The organism is Micromonospora sp. TSRI0369, from assembly GCF_001905625.1.
GTDB lineage: Bacteria > Actinomycetota > Actinomycetes > Mycobacteriales > Micromonosporaceae > Micromonospora > Micromonospora echinospora_A.
Window position 1 is genome coordinate 765,258 of sequence record NZ_LIVU01000002.1, and the last position, 19,199, is coordinate 784,456.

The window sequence follows — 19,199 nt, forward strand, 5'->3', positions numbered from 1 at the left end:
GGGGTCAGCGGGTGGTGGACTCCTTGCGGGCCTGGTCGGCCAGGTGGGCGGGCATCGGCTCGTGGCGGGCGAACTCGCGGCGGAACGTGCCGGTGCCGGCGGTCATCGAGCGCAGCTCTACCGCGTATCGCAGCAACTCTGTCGCGGGCACCTCGGCGCGGACCAGCGTGCGGCCCTCGGCCTCCGGGTCCGGCTCGGTGCCGAGCACCCGGCCGCGCCGCCCGGACAGGTCGCCCATCACCGCGCCGACCGACGAGTCCGGCACCCGCACGGTGATCTCGTCCACCGGCTCCAGCAGCGTGGGCTGGCCCTTCTCGGCGGCGTCGCGCAGCGCCAGCGCGCCGGCGGTCTGGAACGCCGCGTCGGAGGAGTCGACGCTGTGCGCCTTCCCGTCGACGAGCGTCACCCGCAGGTCCACCACCGGGCAGCCGGCGACCAGCCCGCGTTCCATCTGCGCCCGTACACCCTTCTCCACCGACGGGATGTAGTTGTGCGGGACCGCGCCGCCGACCACCCGGTCGACGAACTCGAAGCCGGCGCCCCGGGGCAGCGGCTCCACCTCGATGTCGCAGACCGCGTACTGGCCGTGGCCGCCGGACTGCTTGACGTGCCGCCCGTGCCCGCGCGCGGCGGCGGTGAACGTTTCGCGCAGCGGCACCCGGACCGGCTCGGTGTCCAGCTCGACCCCGCCGCCGCGCAGCCGGTCCAGCACCACGTCGGCGTGCGCCTCGCCCATGCACCAGAGCACCAGCTGGTGGGTCTCCGCGTTGCGTTCCAGCCGCAGCGTCGGGTCCCCGGCGACCAGCCGGGACAGGTTGCGGGCCAGCGCGTCCTCGTCGGCCCGGCTGCGCGCCACGATCGCCACCGGCAGCAGCGGCTCGGGCATCTCCCAGGGCGCGATCAGCAGCGGGTCGTCCTTGGCCGAGATGGTGTCGCCGGTCTCCGCGCTGCCCGACTTGGTGATCGCGCACAGGTCGCCCGCGACACAGGCGGCCACCTCGCGCAGCGTCGCGCCCAGCGGGGTGTAGACGTGACCGACCCGCTCGTCGGCGTCGTGGTCGGGGTGGCCGCGCTCGGCCATGCCGTGACCTGACACGTGGATCACCTGGTCGGGGCGGAGCGTGCCGGAGAAGACCCGGACCAGCGAGACCCGCCCGACGTGCCGGTCGACTGTCGTCTTGACCACCTCGGCGACGAGCGGGCCGTCCGGGTCGCAGGTCAGCGGCGGGCGGGGGGAGCCGTCCACCCCGGTGACCGCCGGCAGGTCGTGCTCCAGCGGGGACGGGAACGCCGCGACCAGGCCGTCGAGCAGCGCGTCCAGGCCGACGCCGGTCTCCGCGCAGACCGGCACCACCGGGTAGAAGTGGCCGCGGGCGACAGCCGTCTCCAGGTCGGTGATGAGCACCTCGGGGTCGATCTCCTCACCGCCGAGGTAGCGGTCCATCAGGGTCTCGTCCTCGCTCTCCGCGATGATCCCCTCGATCAGCTCGTCGCGGGACTCCTGGATGGCCGGCAGGTGCTGCGGGTCCGGCTCGCGCACCTCCGGCGGCAGCCCGGCGGAGTAGTCGTACACCCGGCGGGTGATCAGGCCCATCAGGCCGGCCACCGACTCGCCGTCGTCGCCGAGCATGGGCAGGTAGAGCGGGAGCACGTTGTCGCCGAATACCCGCTGGCACAGCGCCACCGCCTCGTCGAAGTCGGCGCGCGGGTGGTCCAGCCGGGAGACCGCGACCGCGCGCGGCATGTCGACGGCGGCGCACTCCTCCCAGAGGGCGGCGGTGGCGGCGTCCATGCCGTCGACGGCGGAGACCACGAACAGCGCCGCGTCGGCGGCGCGCAGCCCGGCGCGCAGCTCGCCGACGAAGTCGCCGTAGCCCGGCGTGTCCAGCAGGTTGACCTTGACGTCGCGGTGCGTCAGCGGCGCGCAGGCCAGGCTCACCGAGCGCTGCTGCCGTACGGCGGCGGGGTCGTGGTCGCAGACCGTGGTGCCCTCGGTGACGGCGCCGGCCCGGCTGATCGTGCCGCTTGCCGCCAGCAGCGCCTCGACGAGAGTCGTCTTGCCGGCGCCGGAGTGCCCGACGAGCACCACGTTGCGAACCCTGCCGGGCTCGGTCACCACCGGCGCGCCGCCGGTGACACCCTTCTCGTTCTTCTGCGCCATCGCGGCGCACCTCCCTCAACCGGTGGTGGTGGCGACCGCCGCGGGCGACGGGGGAGCGGACCCGGGACGGGCGCCGCGGCGATATCTTCCGGTGATCTCATGCTGGCCGGGAACGCGGACCGGTGATCCGGTGATCCGGCTCACCTCCTGGCTCGATCTCACACCCGCGCGGGTGCGGGCACAAGGGCCGTCGGGCGGGTCGTGCGCCCGGCTGTGTCCCCGGCGGTTGCGGGCCGTTATCGTGGGACCGCCATGGCGAAGATCTTCCAAGTGACGGCCCGCGCGGGCATGACCCGCGTCGTGGAGCCGATCGCCCGTACGCTGCTGCGTGCGGGCGTGTCCCCCAACGCGGTCACCGTGACCGGCACCGTCGGCGTGCTCATCGGCGCGCTCGGCTTCGGCGCGCGCGGCCATCTGGTCGCCGGCGCGCTGATCGTCACGGTCTTCGCCCTCACCGACCTGCTCGACGGCACGATGGCGCGGATGAGCGGCGGGTCCACCCGGTTCGGGGCGTTCCTCGACTCGAGCATGGACCGGGTCGCCGACAGCGCGGTGTTCGGCGCCGTCGCGTACTGGCTGGCCACCGAGCACGACTACTCGGGCGTGGCGGCGGCGCTGATCTGCCTGGCCGCGGGCGGGCTGGTCTCCTACGTCAAGGCCCGCGCCGAGGGCCTCGGGATGACCTGCAACGTGGGCATCGCCGAACGCACGGAGCGCCTGCTCATCGTCGGGGTGGGCGGCATCCTCGCCGGCGTCGGCGTACCGCTCGCGCTGGAGATCGCGCTCTGGCTGCTCGCCGCCGTCTCGATCTTCACCGTCGGGCAGCGGATGGCCCACGTGTACCGCCAGGCCCAGCGGGTCGGCGTCGAGTGAACCTCACCGAGGCGGGCTTCGTCGCGGGCTGGCGCCTGATCCGCGCGCTGCCCCGGCCCGTCGCGGCCGCGGCCTTCCGGGCGGGCGCCGACCGCGCCCACCGCAAGGACGGCGGGGGTACGCGCCGGTTGCGCGCCAACCTGCGCCGGGTGGTCGGCCCGGAGCTGCCCGACGCGGAGCTGGACGCGTTGGTGCGCGCCGGGCTGCGCTCGTACGCCCGCTACTGGATGGAGGCGTTCCGGCTGCCCGGCCTGAGCCGGGCGGAGATCCTCGCCGGGTTCCGCCTGGACGGGCAGGAGATGCTCGCCGCCGACGTGGCGGCCGGGCGGGGCGCCGTGGTGGCGCTGCCGCACGCCGGGAACTGGGACGCGGCCGGCGCCTGGGTGGCGGCAACCGGCTGGCCGATGACCACTGTGGCGGAGCGGCTCCCGAAGGGCGTCTACGAGCGGTTCGTGACGTTCCGGGAAGGGCTGGGGATGGAGATCCTGCCCAACACCGGCGGTCCGCGGCCCGCGTTCGACGTGCTGGTGGACCGGCTGCGCGCCGGTTACGTGGTGCCGCTGCTGGCCGACCGGGACCTGTCGGCCCGGGGCGTGGAGGTCGACTTCTTCGGCGCGCGGACCCGGATGCCGGCCGGCCCGGCGCTGCTCGCCATCCGTACCGGCGCGCCGCTCTACGTGGCCTCGATGTGGTACGAGCCGGACGCGGCGTGCGCCTCGCTCGAAGGCCCGCTGCCGCTGCCGGACCCGGACAGCGCCCCGCTGGACGCGCGGGTCCGCGTGGTGACCCAGCGGATTGCCGACGGTCTGGCGGCGGGCATCGCCCGGCATCCGCAAGACTGGCACATGTTGCAGCGGATGTGGCTGGACCAGGGCCGGGACGGTGCGCCAACGCCGGCGCAGCCGCCGGCCATCACCGGGACGGTCTAGGGGGAGGGCGCAGTGCGTATCGGCATCGTGTGCCCGTACTCGTTCGACGTGCCGGGCGGGGTGCAGAACCACGTCATGGACCTGGCCGAGGCGCTGCTCGGGCTCGGCCACGAGGTGAGCGTGCTGGCGCCGGCCGACGAGGACTCGGCGCTGCCGCCGTACGTGGTGTCGGCCGGCCGGGCGGTGCCGCTGCCGTACAACGGGTCGGTGGCCCGGATCGCGTTCGGCCCGGTCTCCACGGCCCGGGTGCGGCGCTGGATCACCCGGGGCGACTTCGACGTGCTGCACGTGCACGAGCCGCTCACCCCGAGCCTGTCGATGCTTGCGGTGCTCTGCGCCCGCGGTCCGGTGGTGGCGACCTTCCACACCGCGATGACCCGCTCCCGGGTGCTGTCGGCCGCGCAGGGCGCGCTCCAGATCGTGCTGGAGCGGATCACCGCCCGGATCGCGGTGAGCGCGCTGGCCCGCAAGGTGCAGGTCGAGCACATGGACGGCGGCGCGGTGGAGATCCCCAACGGGGTGGCGGTGGCGAAGTTCGCCGGGGTGCCGCCGCTGCCGGGCTGGCCGGGGGAGTGCGCCCCGGGCACGGGCGGCACGCTGGGCTTCCTCGGCCGGTTCACCGAGCCGCGCAAGGGCTTCCCGATCCTGCGCGACGCGTTCGTGGCGCTCGCCCCGCGGCGTCCCGGGCTGCGGCTGCTGGTCGCCGGGCCGGGCGACGCCGACGAGCTGTACGGGCGGTTCCCGGCCGACCTGCGGGACCGGGTCACGTTCCTCGGCCTGGTCTCCGAGGCGGACAAGGCACGCATGCTGCGCAGCGCGCACCTGTACGTCGCACCGAACACCGGCGGGGAATCATTCGGGATGATCCTCACCGAGGCGCTCGCCGCCGGGACGACAGTGGTCGCGAGCGACCTGGACGCGTTCCGCCGGGTGCTCGACGGCGGGCGGGCCGGGCGGCTGTTCCCGACCGGCGACGCGGCCGCGCTCGGCGTCGCGTTGTCCGAGCTGCTGGACGACGCCGGCCTGCGGGCCGGGCTGACCGCCTGCGGCGACCAGGTGGTGGCGAATTTCGACTGGCCCGTGGTTGCCCGCCGCGTTCTGGAGGTATACGCAGCCGCGATCGAGGCCACCGACGGCCGGGTCATGGACCAGGAGTGGGCGGGACTGGGCTGACTTCGGTGGCCGGTGCGGCCGCTGTGACGAGCGCGTCGACCGGTGCCCCGCGCCGGCCGGGCGGGATGAGGAGCAGCACTACGATGCCGGGCATGTGGTGGGTGGTGGGCGCCGTCCTGGTAGTCGGGGTGGTCTCGGCGTACCTGATCTGGACCTCCGGCCGGGTGCAGCGGCTGCAGGTCCGCGCGGACTCGGCGGCCCGCGCGCTGGAGGCGCACCTGCTGCGCCGCGCGGCCGCCGCCGCGGTCCTGGCCGAGCAGCGGTACGGCGTGGAGCTGTACGCCGCCGCCCGGATCGCGCTCGACGCCGCCCCGGAGGAGCGTGAGGCGGCCGAGAACGACCTGACCCGGCAGTTGCGGGCGGTGCGGCTGGACCCGGACGACCCGGGCTGCGCGGCGGTGATCGCGGCGAGCCGCCGGCTGGCGCTGGCCCGGCAGGTGCACACCGACCTGGTCCGCGACGCCCGCTCGGCGCGAGGGCGTCCGGTGGTGCGGCTGTTCCGGATGGGGCGGGGCCGGGAGTGGCCCCGCTACTTCGACATCGACGACCCGACGCTGGCCTCCCCGGCGGACGTGACCACCGGCTGACCGGCGGTCGTGACGGGGGCCACACGGCAGGCCACCGGGGGTTCGATTGGCGCTCGGAGCGGCGCCGGGACGGTCGTAGCATTCCTGCGCAGTCACCTCCCGAGCACGCCGAGGAGCGATGTCCCGTGTCTGAGTCCGCAGCCCCGACCCCCGCCACAACCGTCGGCACCGCCCGCGTCAAGCGCGGCATGGCCGAGATGCTCAAGGGTGGTGTGATCATGGACGTGGTCACCGCCGAGCAGGCGAAGATCGCCGAGGACGCCGGCGCGGTGGCGGTGATGGCGCTGGAGCGGGTGCCGGCCGACATCCGCGCGCAGGGCGGCGTGTCCCGGATGAGCGACCCGGACATGATCGACGGCATCATCCAGGCCGTCTCGATCCCGGTGATGGCCAAGGCCCGCATCGGCCACTTCGTCGAGGCGCAGATCCTCCAGGCGCTCGGCGTCGACTACGTCGACGAGTCCGAGGTGCTGACCCCGGCCGACTACGCCAACCACATCGACAAGTGGGCGTTCACCGTCCCGTTCGTGTGCGGGGCGACGAACCTGGGCGAGGCGCTGCGCCGGATCACCGAGGGCGCCGCCATGATCCGCTCGAAGGGTGAGGCGGGCACCGGGGACGTCTCCAACGCCACCACCCACATGCGCAAGATCCGGCAGGAGATCCGCCGGCTCCAGTCGCTGCCCGACGACGAGCTGTACGTCGCGGCCAAGGAGCTGCAGGCCCCGTACGAGCTGGTCAAGGAGATCGCCGAGCAGGGCAAGCTGCCAGTCGTGCTGTTCACCGCGGGCGGCATCGCGACCCCTGCCGACGCGGCCATGATGATGCAGCTCGGCGCCGAGGGCGTCTTCGTCGGCTCGGGCATCTTCAAGTCCGGCAACCCGGCGCAGCGGGCCGCCGCGATCGTCAAGGCGACCACGTTCCACGACGACCCGGACGTGCTGGCCAAGGTGTCGCGCGGGCTGGGCGAGGCGATGGTCGGCATCAACGTCGACGAGATCCCCCAGCCGCACCGCCTCGCCGAGCGCGGCTGGTGAGTGCAAGGAAGGGCCCCCTGTTAACGCCCCCGGTAGAGGCGGGGCCCCTTGTTAACACCCCGGAAGGAACATCGTGGCCGGACCGGTGATCGGCGTGCTCGCGCTTCAGGGCGACGTACGCGAGCACGTCGCGGCGCTGACCGGCGCGGGCGCCGACGCCCGGCCGGTGCGGCGCCCCGGCGAGCTGGACGCGGTCGACGCGCTGGTGGTGCCCGGCGGCGAGTCGACCACGATCAGCAAGCTGGTGGACATCTTCGAGATGCGCGAGCCGATCGACAAGCGGATCGCCGCCGGCATGCCGGTCTACGGCTCCTGCGCCGGCATGATCATGCTGGCCGCGCAGGTGCTGGACGGCCGCCCCGACCAGCGCGGCTTCGCCGGGGTCGACATGACGGTGCGGCGCAACGCGTTCGGCCGTCAGGTCGACTCGTTCGAGGCGCCGGTGACGCTCACCGGCGTCGACGGCGGCCCGTTCCACGCCGTGTTCATCCGCGCGCCCTGGGTCGAGCGGGTCGGCCCGGACGTCGAGGTGCTCGGCCGGGTGACAGGCGGCCCGGCCGCGGACCGGATCGTCGCGGTACGGCAGGGCAACCTGCTGGCCACCTCGTTCCATCCGGAGCTGACCGGCGACCTGCGCCTGCACCGCCACTTCGTGGAGCTGGTCCGGGCCACGTCCTGATCGGACGACGCACCCGGGCCGTCAGCCCGCGACGGCGCGCAGCCGACCGGGTCGCCGGCCGAGCAGCCCGTCCAGGGCGGACGCGGAGGCGGCGTCGGCGGGCAGGTGGACGACGATGCGCTGGTGCGCGGCGTCGGCCAGCTCCAGCGTCTCGTAGGCCAGCCGCAACGGACCGGCCTGCGGGTGCCGCAGCCCACGCACGCCGGTACGCGGCGCGGCCACCGGACGCCGCCGCCACCTGTCGGTGAACGGCGCGCCCACGGTGCGGGCCAGCCGCTCGGCGAACGCGTCCGCGACCGGGTCGCCCCGCCGCAGCCGGTGCAGCTCGGCGACCTGCTGGTCGGCCAGTTCCGCCCACTGCGGGAAGTGGTCGCGGGCACGCTCGTCGGCGAAGGTGAACCAGAGCAGGTTCGGCGGGCTGCCGTCGAGCAGACCGAGCGGCCCGCCCAGCCGCTCGAACGCGTCGTTCCAGGCCAGCACGTCGCTGAGCTGGTTGACGACGTACGCCGGGGTGTCCCGCAGCCCGTCGAGTACGGCCCGGACCGTCGGGCGGACGGCGCGGGCGACGGACGTCCGTTCGTGCGGGCACAGGTGCCGGCTGTGGCCGACGGTCGCGAGCTGGTGCAGGTGGTCCCGGTCGGCGTCGTCGAGGAGCAGGGCGTCGGCGAGCGCCGCGAGGATCTCCGGCGAGGGCCGGGTGTCGCGCCCCTGCTCCAGCCGGGTCAGGTACTCGACGCTGACCTGGGCCAGCGTCGCCAGCTCCGCCCGGCGCAGACCGGGCGTGCGGCGGCGCGGACCCGACGGAAGCCCCACGTCGGCCGGGCGCAGCGCCTCCCGGCGGCTGCGCAGAAACGCCCCCAGCTCGCCGTCCATCATCGGCCCAGTCTCGCACCGGCGGCGGGCCGCCGGGTGGCCCCGGCAGGGCCAGCCTCGCGCCGGTCTCCCGGCCCGGCGGCGACCGGACGGACGATTCCCGGCATGAGGATGATCCTGATCCGCTACCGGGTCCGCCCGGAGCGCCTGACCGAGCACCTGCGCCTGCTGCGCGCCGTCCACGACGAGCTGGCCCGGCTGCGCCCGTCCGGTTTCCGCTACGTCTCGTACCGGCTCGACGACGAACGCAGCTTCGTCGAGGTGGCCACGGCGCCGGAGCTGCCCGGGCCGCTGCCCGGGCTGGAGTCGTTCCGGCGTTACCGGGCAGGGCTGGAGGAGCGCTGCGAGGAACGGGAGACGTTCGAGCCGACGGTGGCGCTGTCGTACGGCTTCGGAGAATGAGTGACCGGTCCGTCCCTGGTTGCGCCGGTTCGGGCGGTCTGGGGCGGGCCGCTGCCGTGCGGCGCGTGACAGCCGACCGCCCGCCGCCGGTAGGATTGCCGAGATTCGGCAGGGCCATCAGCCCGCCGCGGCTCCCAGCGAAGATCACAGCACCTCGACGTGCGCCGGCGGGGGAGCGGGGCGTGTGCGGTGCGGTCGATGCAGACGGCGGGTAGCAACGGAGGTAACAGATGTCCGGCCACTCAAAGTGGGCGACGACCAAGCACAAGAAGGCGGTCATCGACGCCAAGCGCGGCAAGATGTTCGCCAAGCTGATCAAGAACGTCGAGGTGGCCGCACGTACCGGCGGCGGCGACCCGGCCGGCAACCCGACTCTCTACGACGCCATCCAGAAGGCGAAGAAGAACTCGGTTCCGAACGACAACATCGACCGCGCGGTCAAGCGCGGCTCCGGCCTGGAGGCCGGCGGCGCCGACTGGCAGACGATCATGTACGAGGGTTACGGCCCGAGCGGCGTGGCGATGCTGATCGAGTGCCTCACCGACAACCGCAACCGTGCCGCCACCGAGGTGCGTACCGCGCTGACCCGCAACGGCGGCTCGCTGGCCGACGCGGGCTCGGTGTCGTACATGTTCTCCCGCAAGGGCGTGGTGATCGTCCCCAAGGGCGGCACGACCGAGGACGACGTGATGATGGCAGTGCTCGACGCGGGCGCCGAGGAGGTCAACGACCTCGGTGAGGCGTACGAGGTGGTCTCCGAGCCGGGCGACCTGATCGCGGTCCGCACCGCGCTGCAGGACGCCGGCATCGAGTACGAGTCGGCCGAGTCCTCCCTCATCCCCAGCGTGAACGTGCCGCTGGACGAGGAGGGCGCGCGCAAGATCTTCAAGCTGATCGACGTGCTGGAGGACTGCGACGACGTGCAGAACGTCTACGCCAACTTCGACGTCTCCGACGAGGTGATGGCCGCGGTCGGCTGACCCCGGCCCGACGTGCCGAGCGCCGGCCCCCCCCGCTGCGGGGGTGGCCGGCGCTTGGCGTTGCGGGCGGTCAGCCGATCGGCTCGCGCTGCCGCCACGCCGCCCGCACCGAGGTCCGCCCGTTGGTGCGCAGCAGCGAGCCCTCGTAGACCCGGGCCCCGGCGAGCAGGAACCCGGCCGCCGCGAGCAGCAGCAGCGCCAGCGACACGAACGGCTCCCACGTCGCCGCGTCGCCGGTGAACAGCCGTACCGGCATCGCGGTCGGCGACGAGATCGGCAGGTACGACAAGACCCGCATCGCTGTGGCGTTGTCGTTGAGGAACACCACGGCGAAGAACGGCGCCATCACCGCGAGCTGCACCGGGGTGGACGCCCCCGCGATGTCCTCCTGCCGGTTCACCAGCGCCCCGGCAGCCGCCCACATCGCCGCCAGCAGCAGGAAGCCGCACAGGAAGAACGGCACGAACCAGCCGACCGCGGGCGCGATCAGGCTCAGCAGTTCACCGCCGCCGGTCAGGCGCATCCCGATCAGCGCGGCGGCCGCGATCAGGGTGATCTGCCCCAGCGCCAGCGCCCCCGCGGCGAGGATCTTGCCGGCCAGCAGCGCCCGGGCCGGCACTGCGGCCACCAGGATCTCCACGATCCGGGTCTGCTTCTCCTCGGTGACGCTCTGCGCGATCTGCAACCCGAACGTCTGGGACATGAAGAAGAAGACGAACGCGAACGCGAACGGCACCAGGTACGCGACGAGCGGGTCCACCGCGTCGGGGTCCAGCAGCCGTACCTGCGGCGCCGCGCTGAGCGCGGAGACCACGTCGTCCGGGGCCCGCTCGTCGGCGACCACGACCGGACCGGTGACCACCGCGGCGTCCGCGTCGCCGTCGCGTACCGCCTGCTCGGCGGCGCCGTCGTCGGCGACCACGAGGACGTCCAGCCCGGCCGCGCGCAGCGGTTCGGCGCCGGCCGCGGTGACCGCCACGGTCGACGGGCCGCTGCTCAGCATCGCCGGCACCACAGTGGCGACGACGGCGAGCAGCAGGAAGATCAGCGTGCTGTAGAGGAACGTCTTGTCGCGGACCTTGACCTTGATCTCGCGGGCCGCGACCAGCCGGGTGGCCTGGAACGTGTTCACTGGTTGACCTCTCGGAAGATCTCGGCGAGGGACGGGGTGACCGGGCCGAACGCGCGCACCGGGCCGCGGGCCAGCGCCGCGCGCAGCACCGCCTGGTCGTCGGTGGGCGGGTCCACCTCGAACACGGCGCGCGCGCCGTCGAGGTCGACCAGCCGCACGCCGGGCTGGTCGCGCAGCCAGCCGGCGTCGCCGTCGACCACGAGCGAGAACCGGGGCAGGGTGTACGCGGCGCGCAGCTCCTCGCGGGCGCCGGCAGCCCGGATCGTCCCGCCGGCGATGAGCACCAGGTCGTCGCAGAGCCGCTCCACCACGTCGAGCTGGTGGCTGGAGAACAGCACCGGCGCTCCGGCGGCGGCGCGTTCCCGCAGCACCGCCACCACCATGTCGACGGCGAGCGGGTCGAGTCCGGAGAACGGCTCGTCCAGGATCAGCACCTCCGGGTCGTGCACCAGCGCGGCGGCGATCTGCGCGCGCTGCTGGTTGCCCAGCGACAGCGTCTCCAGCAGGTCGTCGGCCCGCTCACCGAGACCGACCCGCTCCAGCAGCGCGTCGGTGCGGCGGCGGGCCCCGGCGGCGTCCAGCCCGTACAGGCGGCCGAGGTGGACCACCTGCTCGCGGGGCGTCATCTTGGGGTAGAGGCCGCGTTCCTCGGGCATGTAGCCGAACCGGCTCCGGTCCTCCCGGGTGAGCCGGTGTCCCCGCCACGTGACCTGCCCGGCGTCCGGGGCGAGGACGCCGAGGATGATGCGCATGGTGGTGGTCTTGCCGGCGCCGTTGCCGCCGACGAATCCGGTCATGCGCCCGGCGGTCACGTCGAAGGAGACGTCTTTGAGCACCTGACGGCCGCCGAAGCTGCGGTCGACGCCGTCGAGGCGGAGCACGCTGGTCATGATCCCGACGCTACGGCCGGCGCCCGCAGCCGTCGTCCCACCGCGGGACGATCACGTGGTCCGCCCTGCGACGGACCGGCGTCATCCGCCGGGCCGGACCACCCCGTGCTCGTACGCGAACACCACGGCCTGCACCCGGTCGCGCAGCCCGAGCTTGGCCAGCACGCGGCTGACGTGGGTCTTCACCGTCGCCTCGCCGACACGCAGGACGTCCGCGATCTCGGCGTTGCTGGCCCCGCTCGCGACCAGTTCCAGCACCTCCCGCTCGCGCGGGGTCAGGTCCGCCGTCGCCGCGTCGTGCCGGGGGTCCGGCGGCGCCGCGCCGGGCCGGGCGAACGTGGAGATCACCCGCCGGGTGAGCGCCGGCGCGATCAGCCCTTCGCCCCGCGCCACCACCCGTACCGCCTCGACCAGGTCCTCCGGCGTGCCGTTCTTCAGCAGGAAGCCGCTCGCCCCGGCGCGCAGCGCGGCGAACAGGTAGTCGTCCCTGTCGAACGTGGTGAGGATGAGCACCGCCGGGCCGCCCGGCGTCGTGTCGCCGGTGATCCGGCGGGTGGCCTCCAGCCCGTCGAGGACGGGCATCTCCACGTCCATCAGCACCACGTCCGGCCGCAGCGCGGACGCCATCGACACGGCGCGCTGCCCGTCGGCGGCCTCGCCGACCACCTCGATGTCGTCCTCGACTTCGAGGATGACCCGGAAACCGGTCCGGACCAGGTGCTGGTCGTCGACGAGCAGCACCCGTACCGGCGCGCTCACGCCGCCCGCCCGGCGGCCTCGACCGGCAGCGGCATGCGGGCCCGGACCCGGAACCCGCCGCCGGGGCGCGGCCCGGCCTCCACCTCACCGCCGTGCGCGGCGACCCGCTCCCGCATGCCGATCAGGCCGAGCCCGGTCCCGGCCGCCGGCGCGCCGCCCTGTCCGTCGTCGCTCACGTCGATCTCCAACTCCCTCGCCAGATAGCGGATGCGCACGTCGAGCGTGGCGGCGTGGGCGTGCTTGACCACGTTCGTCACCGCCTCCTGGACGATCCGGTACGCCGCCTGCGACACCGAGCGCGGCAGCGGCACGGGCTCCCCGTACACCCCGAGGTCGGCCCGCAGCCCGGTCTCCCGGGCCCGGTCGACGAGCGCGCGGACCTGGTCGATGCCGGCGGTGTCCTCCGGCGCGGCGACCGTACCGGCCGCGGCGTCCGGGTCGCGCAGCACGCCGAGCATCCGGCGCAGCTCGTCGACCGACGTGCGGGCCGTCTCCTCGATGGCGGCCAGGGCGGTACGCGCCTTGTCCCGGTCGCGGTCGAACACGCGCCGGCACGCGGCGGCCTGCACGCCCATCACCGACACGTGGTGGGCGACCACGTCGTGCAGCTCACGGGCGATGCGGACCCGCTCGCCCATCACCGCGCGCTCGCGCGCCTCCGCCTGGGACCGGCGCAGTTGCTCGGCCTGCTCGCGTAGCTCGTGCCGGCGGCGCGCGGCCACCCAGGCGGTCTGCCCGGCGTAGTAGGCGAACCCGAAGAACAGCACGTTGTAGAGCACGCCGTTGACCACGGCGGCGAGCACCGGCGGCACCGGGCCGGCGGCGTCGGCGAAGGAGGCCGCCGAGATCTGGTCGGCCCGCAGCGCGAGGGACAGCGCGAGCCAGCCGAACATCGCCACGATGATGCCGGCCCGCAGCCGCCCGGCCAGCCGCCGGTCGGCGCCCCACGCGCCGAGCGTGAACAGGGCGGCGAACAGCGCGCCCGACGGGAGCTGCGCCAGCGGGACCGCCCGCGCCTGCCCGGCGACGAAGGCGACGGCGACGATCACCGCGACGGTGGCGGGCCACCGCCGCCGTACCGCCAGCGGGGCGGTCACCGCGATGGTCCACCAGATCTGCTCGGCGACGCTCGGCGGCGGCCCGAGCAGGAACGCCCCGGTGCTGTACGCCAGGGTCAGCTCGAACAGGGCCAGCACGGTGACCGCGAGCCCGACCCAGAGGTCGGCGCGGAACTGCGCGGCCGTGGGAGCCGGCCGGCGCCAGGCGGTGGTGGGTGCGGTGCTCACCGTACGACCATGCCACCGACCGGACCGCCGTGGTGGCCGGGGCGTAATCGGGTGGGCCGGACGACAGTGCCGACGTAGCCTGCCGGGGTGTTCGTGCCCGATCTGCCGTTGCGTACCGAGCGTCTGCTGCTGCGCGCCTTCACCGCCGCCGACCTCGCCGTGGTCCGGGACTACCGGGGCCGCCCGGCGGTCACCCGCTACCTCTACCACGAGCCGTACGACGACGCCGCCGCCCGGGCCGCGATCGAGCGGCTGGTCCGGCGGACCGCGCTGCGCGCCCCCGGCGACGTGCTCAACCTCGCGGTGACGCTCGCGGACACCGGCGAGTTCGTCGGCGACGTGCTGCTGAGCTGGACCAGCGGCGAGCACCGGCAGGGCGAGATCGGGTACGTGGCCCACCCGGCGCACACCGGCCGGGGCTACGTCACCGAGGCGGCCCGGGAACTGCTGCGGATCGGCTTCGGCGGGCTGGGCCTGCACCGGATCGTCGGCCGGCTGGACGCCCGCAACACCGCCTCGGCACGGGTGCTGGAGCGGCTCGGCATGCGCCGGGAGGCGCACCTGCGGGAGAACGAGTTCGTCAAGGGGGAGTGGGCCGACGAGGTGGTCTACGCGCTGCTGGCCCGCGAGTGGCGGGCGGCGGCCTGAGCGCGGGCCCGGCGTGACGGCCGGGCCCGCGTCCGGCGGGTTCCCGGTGACTCAGCAGCAGCCCCGCCGGAACGACCGCTCGACGTACGACGCCAGACCGGCCTCGTAGAAGCCGACCCCGGGCCGGATCGGGTGGTCGCTGAACAGCTCGACCCGCGACCCGAACCGGACCAGGTAGGCGTCGGCGTCCCCCGCGTCGTTGCGGATCATGCGGCCGCGCGGCCCGTAGATGCGCTCCAGCTCGGCGAAGGACATCCCGACCGACCCGCCGGCCGGGGAGCGCGGCGGGGCGGTGGCAGTGCCCACCGAGACGAGCCGGCCGTCCCGGAAGGTCAGCATGATCGCCCCGGCCCAGGAGCCGGTGACGCCGGCGTGCACGATTCCGGGACAGCCCGGCGCGGTCCAGTCGATCAGCCCGGCCGCGACGAACCGGTCCAGCCGGGCCCCGATCCGGAACGGGCCGGCGCCGCGGACGCTGAGCACCTCGTTCTGCGCGACAGCCGGCCGGACGGGCGCGGCGTCGGCGGCGGTGCGCGCGGGCGCGGCGGAGGCGGCCGGCGCGGCGGCGGTGACCGGCACGACAGCGGCCAGCGCCAGCAGGCCGGCGAGGACTGTGGACGGGATTCGGTTCATTGCGGTTCTCCTTCGGTCGGTTCTCCTGTCCTGTTGGTCTCCGGCCGGTCCGGTTCGGTTCGGGATCGTCTACCGTCGACGTGACGGTGATCGTGGCGGCGGTCCCGGAGGTGATGCCGATGACCACGCCGACGCGGATCGGGGCGTTCCGGGTGGAGCGTCTGCTCGGGGCGGGGTCCTTCGCCACGGTCTGGCTGGCCTACGACCCGGCCCTCGCCGACCGGGTCGCGGTCAAGGTGCTGGCCGAGAACTGGAGCCACGACCTGCGGGTGCGGGAACGGTTCCTCGACGAGGCCCGGCTGCTGCGGCGGCTGGACGACGACCGCCTGGTCCGGGTGCACGGCGTCGGGGAGCTGCCGGACGGGCGCCCGTACGCGGTGCTGGCCTGGGCGGACGGCGGCAGTCTCCGGGATCGGCTGGCCCACGGTCCGCTGCCGGTGGGCCGGGCGCTGACGGTGCTCGACGAGATCGCGGCGGGCGTGGCGGTGCTGCACCGGCACCGGGTGGTGCACCGCGACCTGACGCCGAGCAATGTCCTGTTCCACTCCGGGCCGGACGGCGAGCGGGTCCTCATCGCCGACCTGGGGCTGGCCAAGGCGCTCGCCTCCGCCTCCGGGCTGACCGCGCGGGCCGGCACGCCCGGCTACATGGCGCCCGAGCAGAACGAGCCGCTGGCGGTGGTCGACACCCGGGCCGACGTGTTCGGGCTGGGCCGCCTGGGACTGCGGCTGCTCGGCCGGGGCGGCCGGGCCGACGCAGAACCGGCCGCCTCGCGGCTGCGTGCCGGCGTGCCGGCCGGTGTGGACTCGGTGCTGCGGCGGGCCACCGCCGTACGCCCGGCCGACCGCTACCCGGACGCGGACGCGTTCCGGCAGGCGCTGCGGCGCGCGGTGGCGGGCGGGCCCGCGCTCGTGCGGGCGCGGCGGGCGCCGCGTCCGGGCCGGCTGGTCGCCGGGGTCGCGGTGGCGCTGGCCGTCGCCGGTACGGGAGCGGGGGACACGGCCCGTCCGCACCCGGCCGGCGCGCTGGGGCGCAGCGGCCCGCTGACGGTGGTCCTGCCGGCCGGCTGGCGGGCCGAGGGCACCGGCTGGGCCGGCCAGTACGGCGACGACGGTGACCTCGAACCGGCGCTGGTGATCTCCCCGGATCCGGGGAGCTGGGCGGTCGACCCGGGCCTGCCCGGGGCCTTCGTCGGCCTCTCCGCCGGTACGGCGCGTCGTACCGGCCCGGCGGGTTTCCTCGCCGAACGGCCGCACGCGGACTGCGCCGGGGCGCCGCCGCGGCACAGCCGGCAGGGCGGCGTCGAGTGGACTGTCGTCACGTTCACCTGCCCCACCGGCCGCCCGGTGATCGTCGAGGCCGCCGGGCTGGCCCCCGGCCGCGCCGGTCTGCTCTACGTCCAGCTCGTCCCGCCGGCGGGCGCGGGCGCGGACTTCGTCGACGGTGTGCTCACCGGGGTGCGCGCCGGATAGCCGGCGCGGTCAGACCACCACGACCGTGATCGGGTACGCGCGGCCGTCCTGCGGAATGGTGACCACCACGGTCCCGGTACGCACGAACCGGATGTCCACCACACCGGCCTCGTAGTTGCGCGAGACGAGGTCCTCGCGGTCCACAGTGACCTCACCCGGCCCGATCCCCTGGATGCGCAGCACCCCTCCGGCGGCGAAGCAGAGGGACTTCAGCAGCGCCAGTTCGGTCTCGGCGAGGACCAGGTCGTACCGGACCGGCCCGAGACACGCGGCCGGTGGCGTGGTGCGTACCGGCGGGGTGGGTCTCGTGGTCCGGGGCGCGGCCGGTGGCCGTGACCGGGCCGGCGAGTTCGGTGGCGTCGCGCGCGACGGCGCCGAGACCCCGCTGACGCCGGGCGCCGGGGTGAGGGCGTGCGGGGTCGTCGCGGCGGACGGCGCGGCGGCGCTGGTGACCGGCGGGCGTACCGGCAGCGGCGAGACCGGGCGGTCGGCGCATGCGGGCGTCCCGGCGAGGACGGCGAGCGTGGCGACCACCGCGGCGCGGCGGCGGGGTGGCTCACGCATCGGACATCCGCCGCCGCAGCTGCCGGCGGGCCTCGTGGACGCGGGACTTCACGGTGCCCTCGGGCACGTCGAGCAGGCCGGCGATCTCGCGGTAGCTCATCCCGAGCACGTCGCGCAGGGTGACCGTCTCGGCGAGGTCCGGCGGGACGGCGTCGAGCGCGTCCAGCAGGTCGAGCCGGGTGCCGGCCACCACGCTGGTCCGGCGGGGGTCGGGCGGGTCCGGCAGCGGGACGCCGCCGGCCTCCCGCTGCCACCGTCGCCGCAGCGCCCGGTAGGTGGACCGGGCCCGGTTGGCGGTGATCCGGTACAGCCAGGTGTCGAAGGACGAGCGTCCCTCGAATCCGGCGATGCCGCGGGCGAGCGCGAGCAGCGTGTCCTGGCAGGCCTCCTCGGCGTCCTGCCGGTGGGGCAGCAGGCGGCCGCACTGGCGCAGCACGTCCGGCCGGACGGCGGCCAGCAGGGCGTCGAGTGCCCGCCGGTCGCCGCGTGCGGCCGAGCGGGCCAGCTCGTCCGTGCCGTCGGGGAGGGGCATCAGAGGTCCAGTGCTCGCCGGTGGTGCGGGAGACCAGGTTATGCCCGGCGTGGCCGTGCCGCCGCGGCTGAGTCGGGCAGCCGACGGCCGGCCGCCCCGGCACCGAGGGGTGCCGGGGCGGCCGGAGGATCGGCCGGCTTCAGCGGGTGGCGCGGCCGGCCTTGACCGCGCTGTCGATCACGTCCCAGATGGCGACCAGCACGACCACCGCGCCCGCCACCCGGGCGAACTCGACGGTGCCGCCGTCGCGCAGCCAGGCGAACCGCTCGACCAGCTCCGGGTTGAGCAGCCGGTCGGTGGCGAGCAGCCAGAGCACCGGGGCGGCGAAGGCGACGTTGAGCACCGCGTTGACCGCCACCAGCGGCCAGGTCCACCGGCCGGACCGGTACTTGGCGATCTCCAGGCCGACGGTGGCCAGCAGCACCACGATCAGGGCGGGCAGCCAGAAGCTCCAGAGCGCCGGGTCGAGCGCCGGCAGCCGGGTGCCGTCGTCGGTGGTCCAGCGCTGGAAGTGCTGGCCGATCAGGAGGCCGATGGTGGCGAGCAGGAACACCACCGAGGCGATGCTGTCGGAGTGGCTGATCTGCCGTTCCCGGGTCTCCTCGGGAAGCTGGTCGACTGTCCACTCGGGCAGGCCGAGCGGCGTGCGGGTGCGTTCCAGCACGGCGAACACCAGCGTCACCCAGAACGCGATCTGCACCGCGGTCTGCATCGCGGCCACGACCGCCGTGCCGATCGCCGCGCCCGGCTCGCCGTCGACGAGCGCCTTCGTGAGGCCGGAGAGCACGCCGACGATCGCCGGGATCCAGGTGAGCAACAGCCGCAGCAGCCGCCACCAGGTCAGGTAGTAGCGCGGGCCGATGAGTTGCAGCGTGCGGTCGCTGTAGCGGGCCGCGAGCTTCTCCGGGTGGCCCAGCTCGGTGAGCACCTCCCGCTCGGCGGAGGCGTGGTCCTGCCCGCCCGAGGTCCGGTCGTCGATCATGTCGGCGATGGAGCCGCGCAGTTCCTCGGCGAGTTCCAGGCGGCGCTGCGCGGGCACGGCCCGCATGGTGGCGGCGACGTAACGGTCGGTCAGGGAACTCATCGTTCCGCTCCTTCGATCAGGTCGGTGACGGACGCCCGCACCGCGGTCATGTCGTCGAGCAGGCGGTTCAGGACGGCCTCGCCGTCGTCGCTGGTCCGGTAGAACTTGCGCGGCCGGCTCTCCTCGGTGTTCCACTCGCTGGTCAGCAGGCCCTGGTCCTCCAGCCGACGCAGCAGCGGGTAGAGCGTGTTGGCGTCGACCGCGAAGCCGTGCGCGGCCAGCCGTTGCAGCAGGGCGTATCCGTAGTCGGGGCGGCGCAGGGCGACCAGGCTGGCCACCACGACCGTGCCGCGCCGTAGCTCCTGGAGGTGGGTCCGGAGGACCTCTTCGCTGACCATGTCCAACACGATAGTGTGTGTCACACACCATTGCAATAGAGAAGAACATCGCGTGCCGCACACCGGCCGGTCGGAGAGACCCGGGCCACCCTCGGCGCGGACGGTGGAGCCCGCACGATCACCTCGGTAGGGTGGGTCGGTCGACTCCGACGCAGCTTGATCCACAA

Annotated in this window: 21 protein-coding genes; 10 read left to right on the forward strand and 11 right to left on the reverse strand. The window is 74.6% G+C overall.

Annotation, left to right across the window (positions count from 1 at the left end; translation table 11 throughout):
• Positions 1–4: 4 nt before the first annotated feature.
• The gene (locus AMK25_RS08770) at positions 5–2,161 is read right to left on the reverse strand and encodes an elongation factor G-like protein EF-G2 (protein WP_073827616.1); all 2,157 of its coding nucleotides are present in this window, start codon (positions 2,159–2,161) and stop codon (positions 5–7) included.
• Between the two features lie 252 nt (positions 2,162–2,413).
• Between AMK25_RS08770 and pgsA the strand changes: the two genes are divergently transcribed.
• The 6 genes from pgsA (at position 2,414) to pdxT (ending at position 7,439) form a co-directional block, all read left to right on the forward strand.
• Complete coding sequence (gene pgsA, locus AMK25_RS08775; RefSeq protein ID WP_073827617.1) at positions 2,414–3,034, forward strand: phosphatidylinositol phosphate synthase; 621 nt, start codon at positions 2,414–2,416, stop codon at positions 3,032–3,034.
• Positions 3,031–3,963 carry a phosphatidylinositol mannoside acyltransferase gene (locus tag AMK25_RS08780; RefSeq protein WP_073827618.1) on the forward strand — a complete coding sequence of 311 codons (933 nt, stop codon included), beginning with the start codon at positions 3,031–3,033 and terminating at the stop codon, positions 3,961–3,963. Before pgsA ends, AMK25_RS08780 begins: the two co-directional genes overlap by 4 nt.
• 12 nt (positions 3,964–3,975) lie before the next feature.
• Positions 3,976–5,136 carry a glycosyltransferase family 4 protein gene (locus AMK25_RS08785; RefSeq protein ID WP_073827619.1) on the forward strand — a complete coding sequence of 387 codons (1,161 nt, stop codon included), beginning with the start codon at positions 3,976–3,978 and terminating at the stop codon, positions 5,134–5,136.
• A gap of 92 nt (positions 5,137–5,228) precedes the next feature.
• Positions 5,229–5,723 (forward strand): hypothetical protein, encoded by a 495-nt coding sequence (locus AMK25_RS08790; protein ID WP_225980512.1) that lies wholly within the window; start codon positions 5,229–5,231, stop codon positions 5,721–5,723.
• 125 nt (positions 5,724–5,848) lie between these two features.
• Positions 5,849–6,760: a pyridoxal 5'-phosphate synthase lyase subunit PdxS gene (pdxS, locus tag AMK25_RS08795; RefSeq protein ID WP_073827621.1), complete on the forward strand. Its 912-nt coding sequence runs from the start codon at positions 5,849–5,851 to the stop codon at positions 6,758–6,760.
• Positions 6,761–6,833: 73 nt separating this feature from the next.
• The gene (gene pdxT / locus AMK25_RS08800; RefSeq protein ID WP_073827622.1) at positions 6,834–7,439 is read left to right on the forward strand and encodes a pyridoxal 5'-phosphate synthase glutaminase subunit PdxT; all 606 of its coding nucleotides are present in this window, start codon (positions 6,834–6,836) and stop codon (positions 7,437–7,439) included.
• 21 nt (positions 7,440–7,460) lie between these two features.
• On the opposite strand, the gene AMK25_RS08805 is transcribed toward pdxT, so the two are convergent.
• Positions 7,461–8,315, reverse strand: a complete 855-nt coding sequence (locus AMK25_RS08805) for a helix-turn-helix transcriptional regulator (protein WP_073827623.1) — start codon at positions 8,313–8,315, stop codon at positions 7,461–7,463.
• A 102-nt stretch (positions 8,316–8,417) separates the two neighbouring features.
• Here AMK25_RS08805 and AMK25_RS08810 point away from each other — a divergent pair, with 102 nt between their 5' ends.
• On the forward strand, positions 8,418–8,714 hold the full coding sequence (locus AMK25_RS08810) for a hypothetical protein (RefSeq protein ID WP_073827624.1): 297 nt from the start codon (positions 8,418–8,420) through the stop codon (positions 8,712–8,714).
• 230 nt (positions 8,715–8,944) lie between these two features.
• Positions 8,945–9,694 (forward strand): YebC/PmpR family DNA-binding transcriptional regulator, encoded by a 750-nt coding sequence (locus tag AMK25_RS08815; protein ID WP_073827625.1) that lies wholly within the window; start codon positions 8,945–8,947, stop codon positions 9,692–9,694.
• A 70-nt stretch (positions 9,695–9,764) separates the two neighbouring features.
• Here the strand turns inward: AMK25_RS08815 and AMK25_RS08820 are convergent, their stop codons facing one another.
• From AMK25_RS08820 to AMK25_RS08835, 4 genes are all read right to left on the reverse strand, one after another.
• Positions 9,765–10,826: an ABC transporter permease gene (locus AMK25_RS08820; RefSeq protein WP_073827626.1), complete on the reverse strand. Its 1,062-nt coding sequence runs from the start codon at positions 10,824–10,826 to the stop codon at positions 9,765–9,767.
• Positions 10,823–11,716 carry an ABC transporter ATP-binding protein gene (locus tag AMK25_RS08825; protein WP_073827627.1) on the reverse strand — a complete coding sequence of 298 codons (894 nt, stop codon included), beginning with the start codon at positions 11,714–11,716 and terminating at the stop codon, positions 10,823–10,825. The genes AMK25_RS08820 and AMK25_RS08825 overlap by 4 nt, the downstream gene beginning before the upstream one ends.
• Before the next feature lie 81 nt (positions 11,717–11,797).
• Complete coding sequence (locus AMK25_RS08830; protein ID WP_073827628.1) at positions 11,798–12,475, reverse strand: response regulator; 678 nt, start codon at positions 12,473–12,475, stop codon at positions 11,798–11,800.
• Complete coding sequence (locus AMK25_RS08835) at positions 12,472–13,761, reverse strand: sensor histidine kinase (RefSeq protein WP_073827629.1); 1,290 nt, start codon at positions 13,759–13,761, stop codon at positions 12,472–12,474. Before AMK25_RS08835 ends, AMK25_RS08830 begins: the two co-directional genes overlap by 4 nt.
• An 87-nt stretch (positions 13,762–13,848) precedes the next feature.
• Between AMK25_RS08835 and AMK25_RS08840 the strand changes: the two genes are divergently transcribed.
• Positions 13,849–14,409: a GNAT family N-acetyltransferase gene (locus AMK25_RS08840; RefSeq protein ID WP_073827630.1), complete on the forward strand. Its 561-nt coding sequence runs from the start codon at positions 13,849–13,851 to the stop codon at positions 14,407–14,409.
• A 51-nt stretch (positions 14,410–14,460) separates the two neighbouring features.
• On the opposite strand, the gene AMK25_RS08845 is transcribed toward AMK25_RS08840, so the two are convergent.
• On the reverse strand, positions 14,461–15,042 hold the full coding sequence (locus AMK25_RS08845) for a hypothetical protein (RefSeq protein ID WP_073827631.1): 582 nt from the start codon (positions 15,040–15,042) through the stop codon (positions 14,461–14,463).
• Positions 15,043–15,161: 119 nt separating this feature from the next.
• Here AMK25_RS08845 and AMK25_RS08850 point away from each other — a divergent pair, with 119 nt between their 5' ends.
• On the forward strand, positions 15,162–16,514 hold the full coding sequence (locus AMK25_RS08850; protein ID WP_073827803.1) for a serine/threonine-protein kinase: 1,353 nt from the start codon (positions 15,162–15,164) through the stop codon (positions 16,512–16,514).
• 9 nt (positions 16,515–16,523) lie between these two features.
• Here the strand turns inward: AMK25_RS08850 and AMK25_RS08855 are convergent, their stop codons facing one another.
• From AMK25_RS08855 to AMK25_RS08870, 4 genes are all read right to left on the reverse strand, one after another.
• Complete coding sequence (locus AMK25_RS08855) at positions 16,524–17,078, reverse strand: hypothetical protein (RefSeq protein ID WP_073827632.1); 555 nt, start codon at positions 17,076–17,078, stop codon at positions 16,524–16,526.
• On the reverse strand, positions 17,071–17,610 hold the full coding sequence (locus tag AMK25_RS08860) for an RNA polymerase sigma factor (RefSeq protein ID WP_073827633.1): 540 nt from the start codon (positions 17,608–17,610) through the stop codon (positions 17,071–17,073). The genes AMK25_RS08855 and AMK25_RS08860 overlap by 8 nt, the downstream gene beginning before the upstream one ends.
• A gap of 139 nt (positions 17,611–17,749) precedes the next feature.
• Positions 17,750–18,694 carry a permease prefix domain 1-containing protein gene (locus AMK25_RS08865; RefSeq protein ID WP_073827634.1) on the reverse strand — a complete coding sequence of 315 codons (945 nt, stop codon included), beginning with the start codon at positions 18,692–18,694 and terminating at the stop codon, positions 17,750–17,752.
• The gene (locus tag AMK25_RS08870; protein WP_073827635.1) at positions 18,691–19,032 is read right to left on the reverse strand and encodes a PadR family transcriptional regulator; all 342 of its coding nucleotides are present in this window, start codon (positions 19,030–19,032) and stop codon (positions 18,691–18,693) included. Before AMK25_RS08870 ends, AMK25_RS08865 begins: the two co-directional genes overlap by 4 nt.
• Positions 19,033–19,199: the final 167 nt, after the last annotated feature.

Coding starts and splice junctions, on each gene's coding strand:
- AMK25_RS08845 (WP_073827631.1), bottom strand. CDS start 15,042: ATGAACCGAATCCCGTCCACAGTCCTCGCCGGCCTGCTGGCGCTGGCC.
- AMK25_RS08865 (WP_073827634.1), bottom strand. CDS start 18,694: ATGAGTTCCCTGACCGACCGTTACGTCGCCGCCACCATGCGGGCCGTG.
- AMK25_RS08790 (WP_225980512.1), top strand. CDS start 5,229: ATGTGGTGGGTGGTGGGCGCCGTCCTGGTAGTCGGGGTGGTCTCGGCG.
- AMK25_RS08870 (WP_073827635.1), bottom strand. CDS start 19,032: ATGGTCAGCGAAGAGGTCCTCCGGACCCACCTCCAGGAGCTACGGCGC.
- AMK25_RS08855 (WP_073827632.1), bottom strand. CDS start 17,078: ATGCGTGAGCCACCCCGCCGCCGCGCCGCGGTGGTCGCCACGCTCGCC.
- AMK25_RS08810 (WP_073827624.1), top strand. CDS start 8,418: ATGAGGATGATCCTGATCCGCTACCGGGTCCGCCCGGAGCGCCTGACC.
- AMK25_RS08860 (WP_073827633.1), bottom strand. CDS start 17,610: ATGCCCCTCCCCGACGGCACGGACGAGCTGGCCCGCTCGGCCGCACGC.
- AMK25_RS08825 (WP_073827627.1), bottom strand. CDS start 11,716: ATGACCAGCGTGCTCCGCCTCGACGGCGTCGACCGCAGCTTCGGCGGC.
- AMK25_RS08850 (WP_073827803.1), top strand. CDS start 15,162: ATGACCACGCCGACGCGGATCGGGGCGTTCCGGGTGGAGCGTCTGCTC.
- AMK25_RS08805 (WP_073827623.1), bottom strand. CDS start 8,315: ATGATGGACGGCGAGCTGGGGGCGTTTCTGCGCAGCCGCCGGGAGGCG.
- AMK25_RS08815 (WP_073827625.1), top strand. CDS start 8,945: ATGTCCGGCCACTCAAAGTGGGCGACGACCAAGCACAAGAAGGCGGTC.
- AMK25_RS08770 (WP_073827616.1), bottom strand. CDS start 2,161: ATGGCGCAGAAGAACGAGAAGGGTGTCACCGGCGGCGCGCCGGTGGTG.
- pgsA (WP_073827617.1), top strand. CDS start 2,414: ATGGCGAAGATCTTCCAAGTGACGGCCCGCGCGGGCATGACCCGCGTC.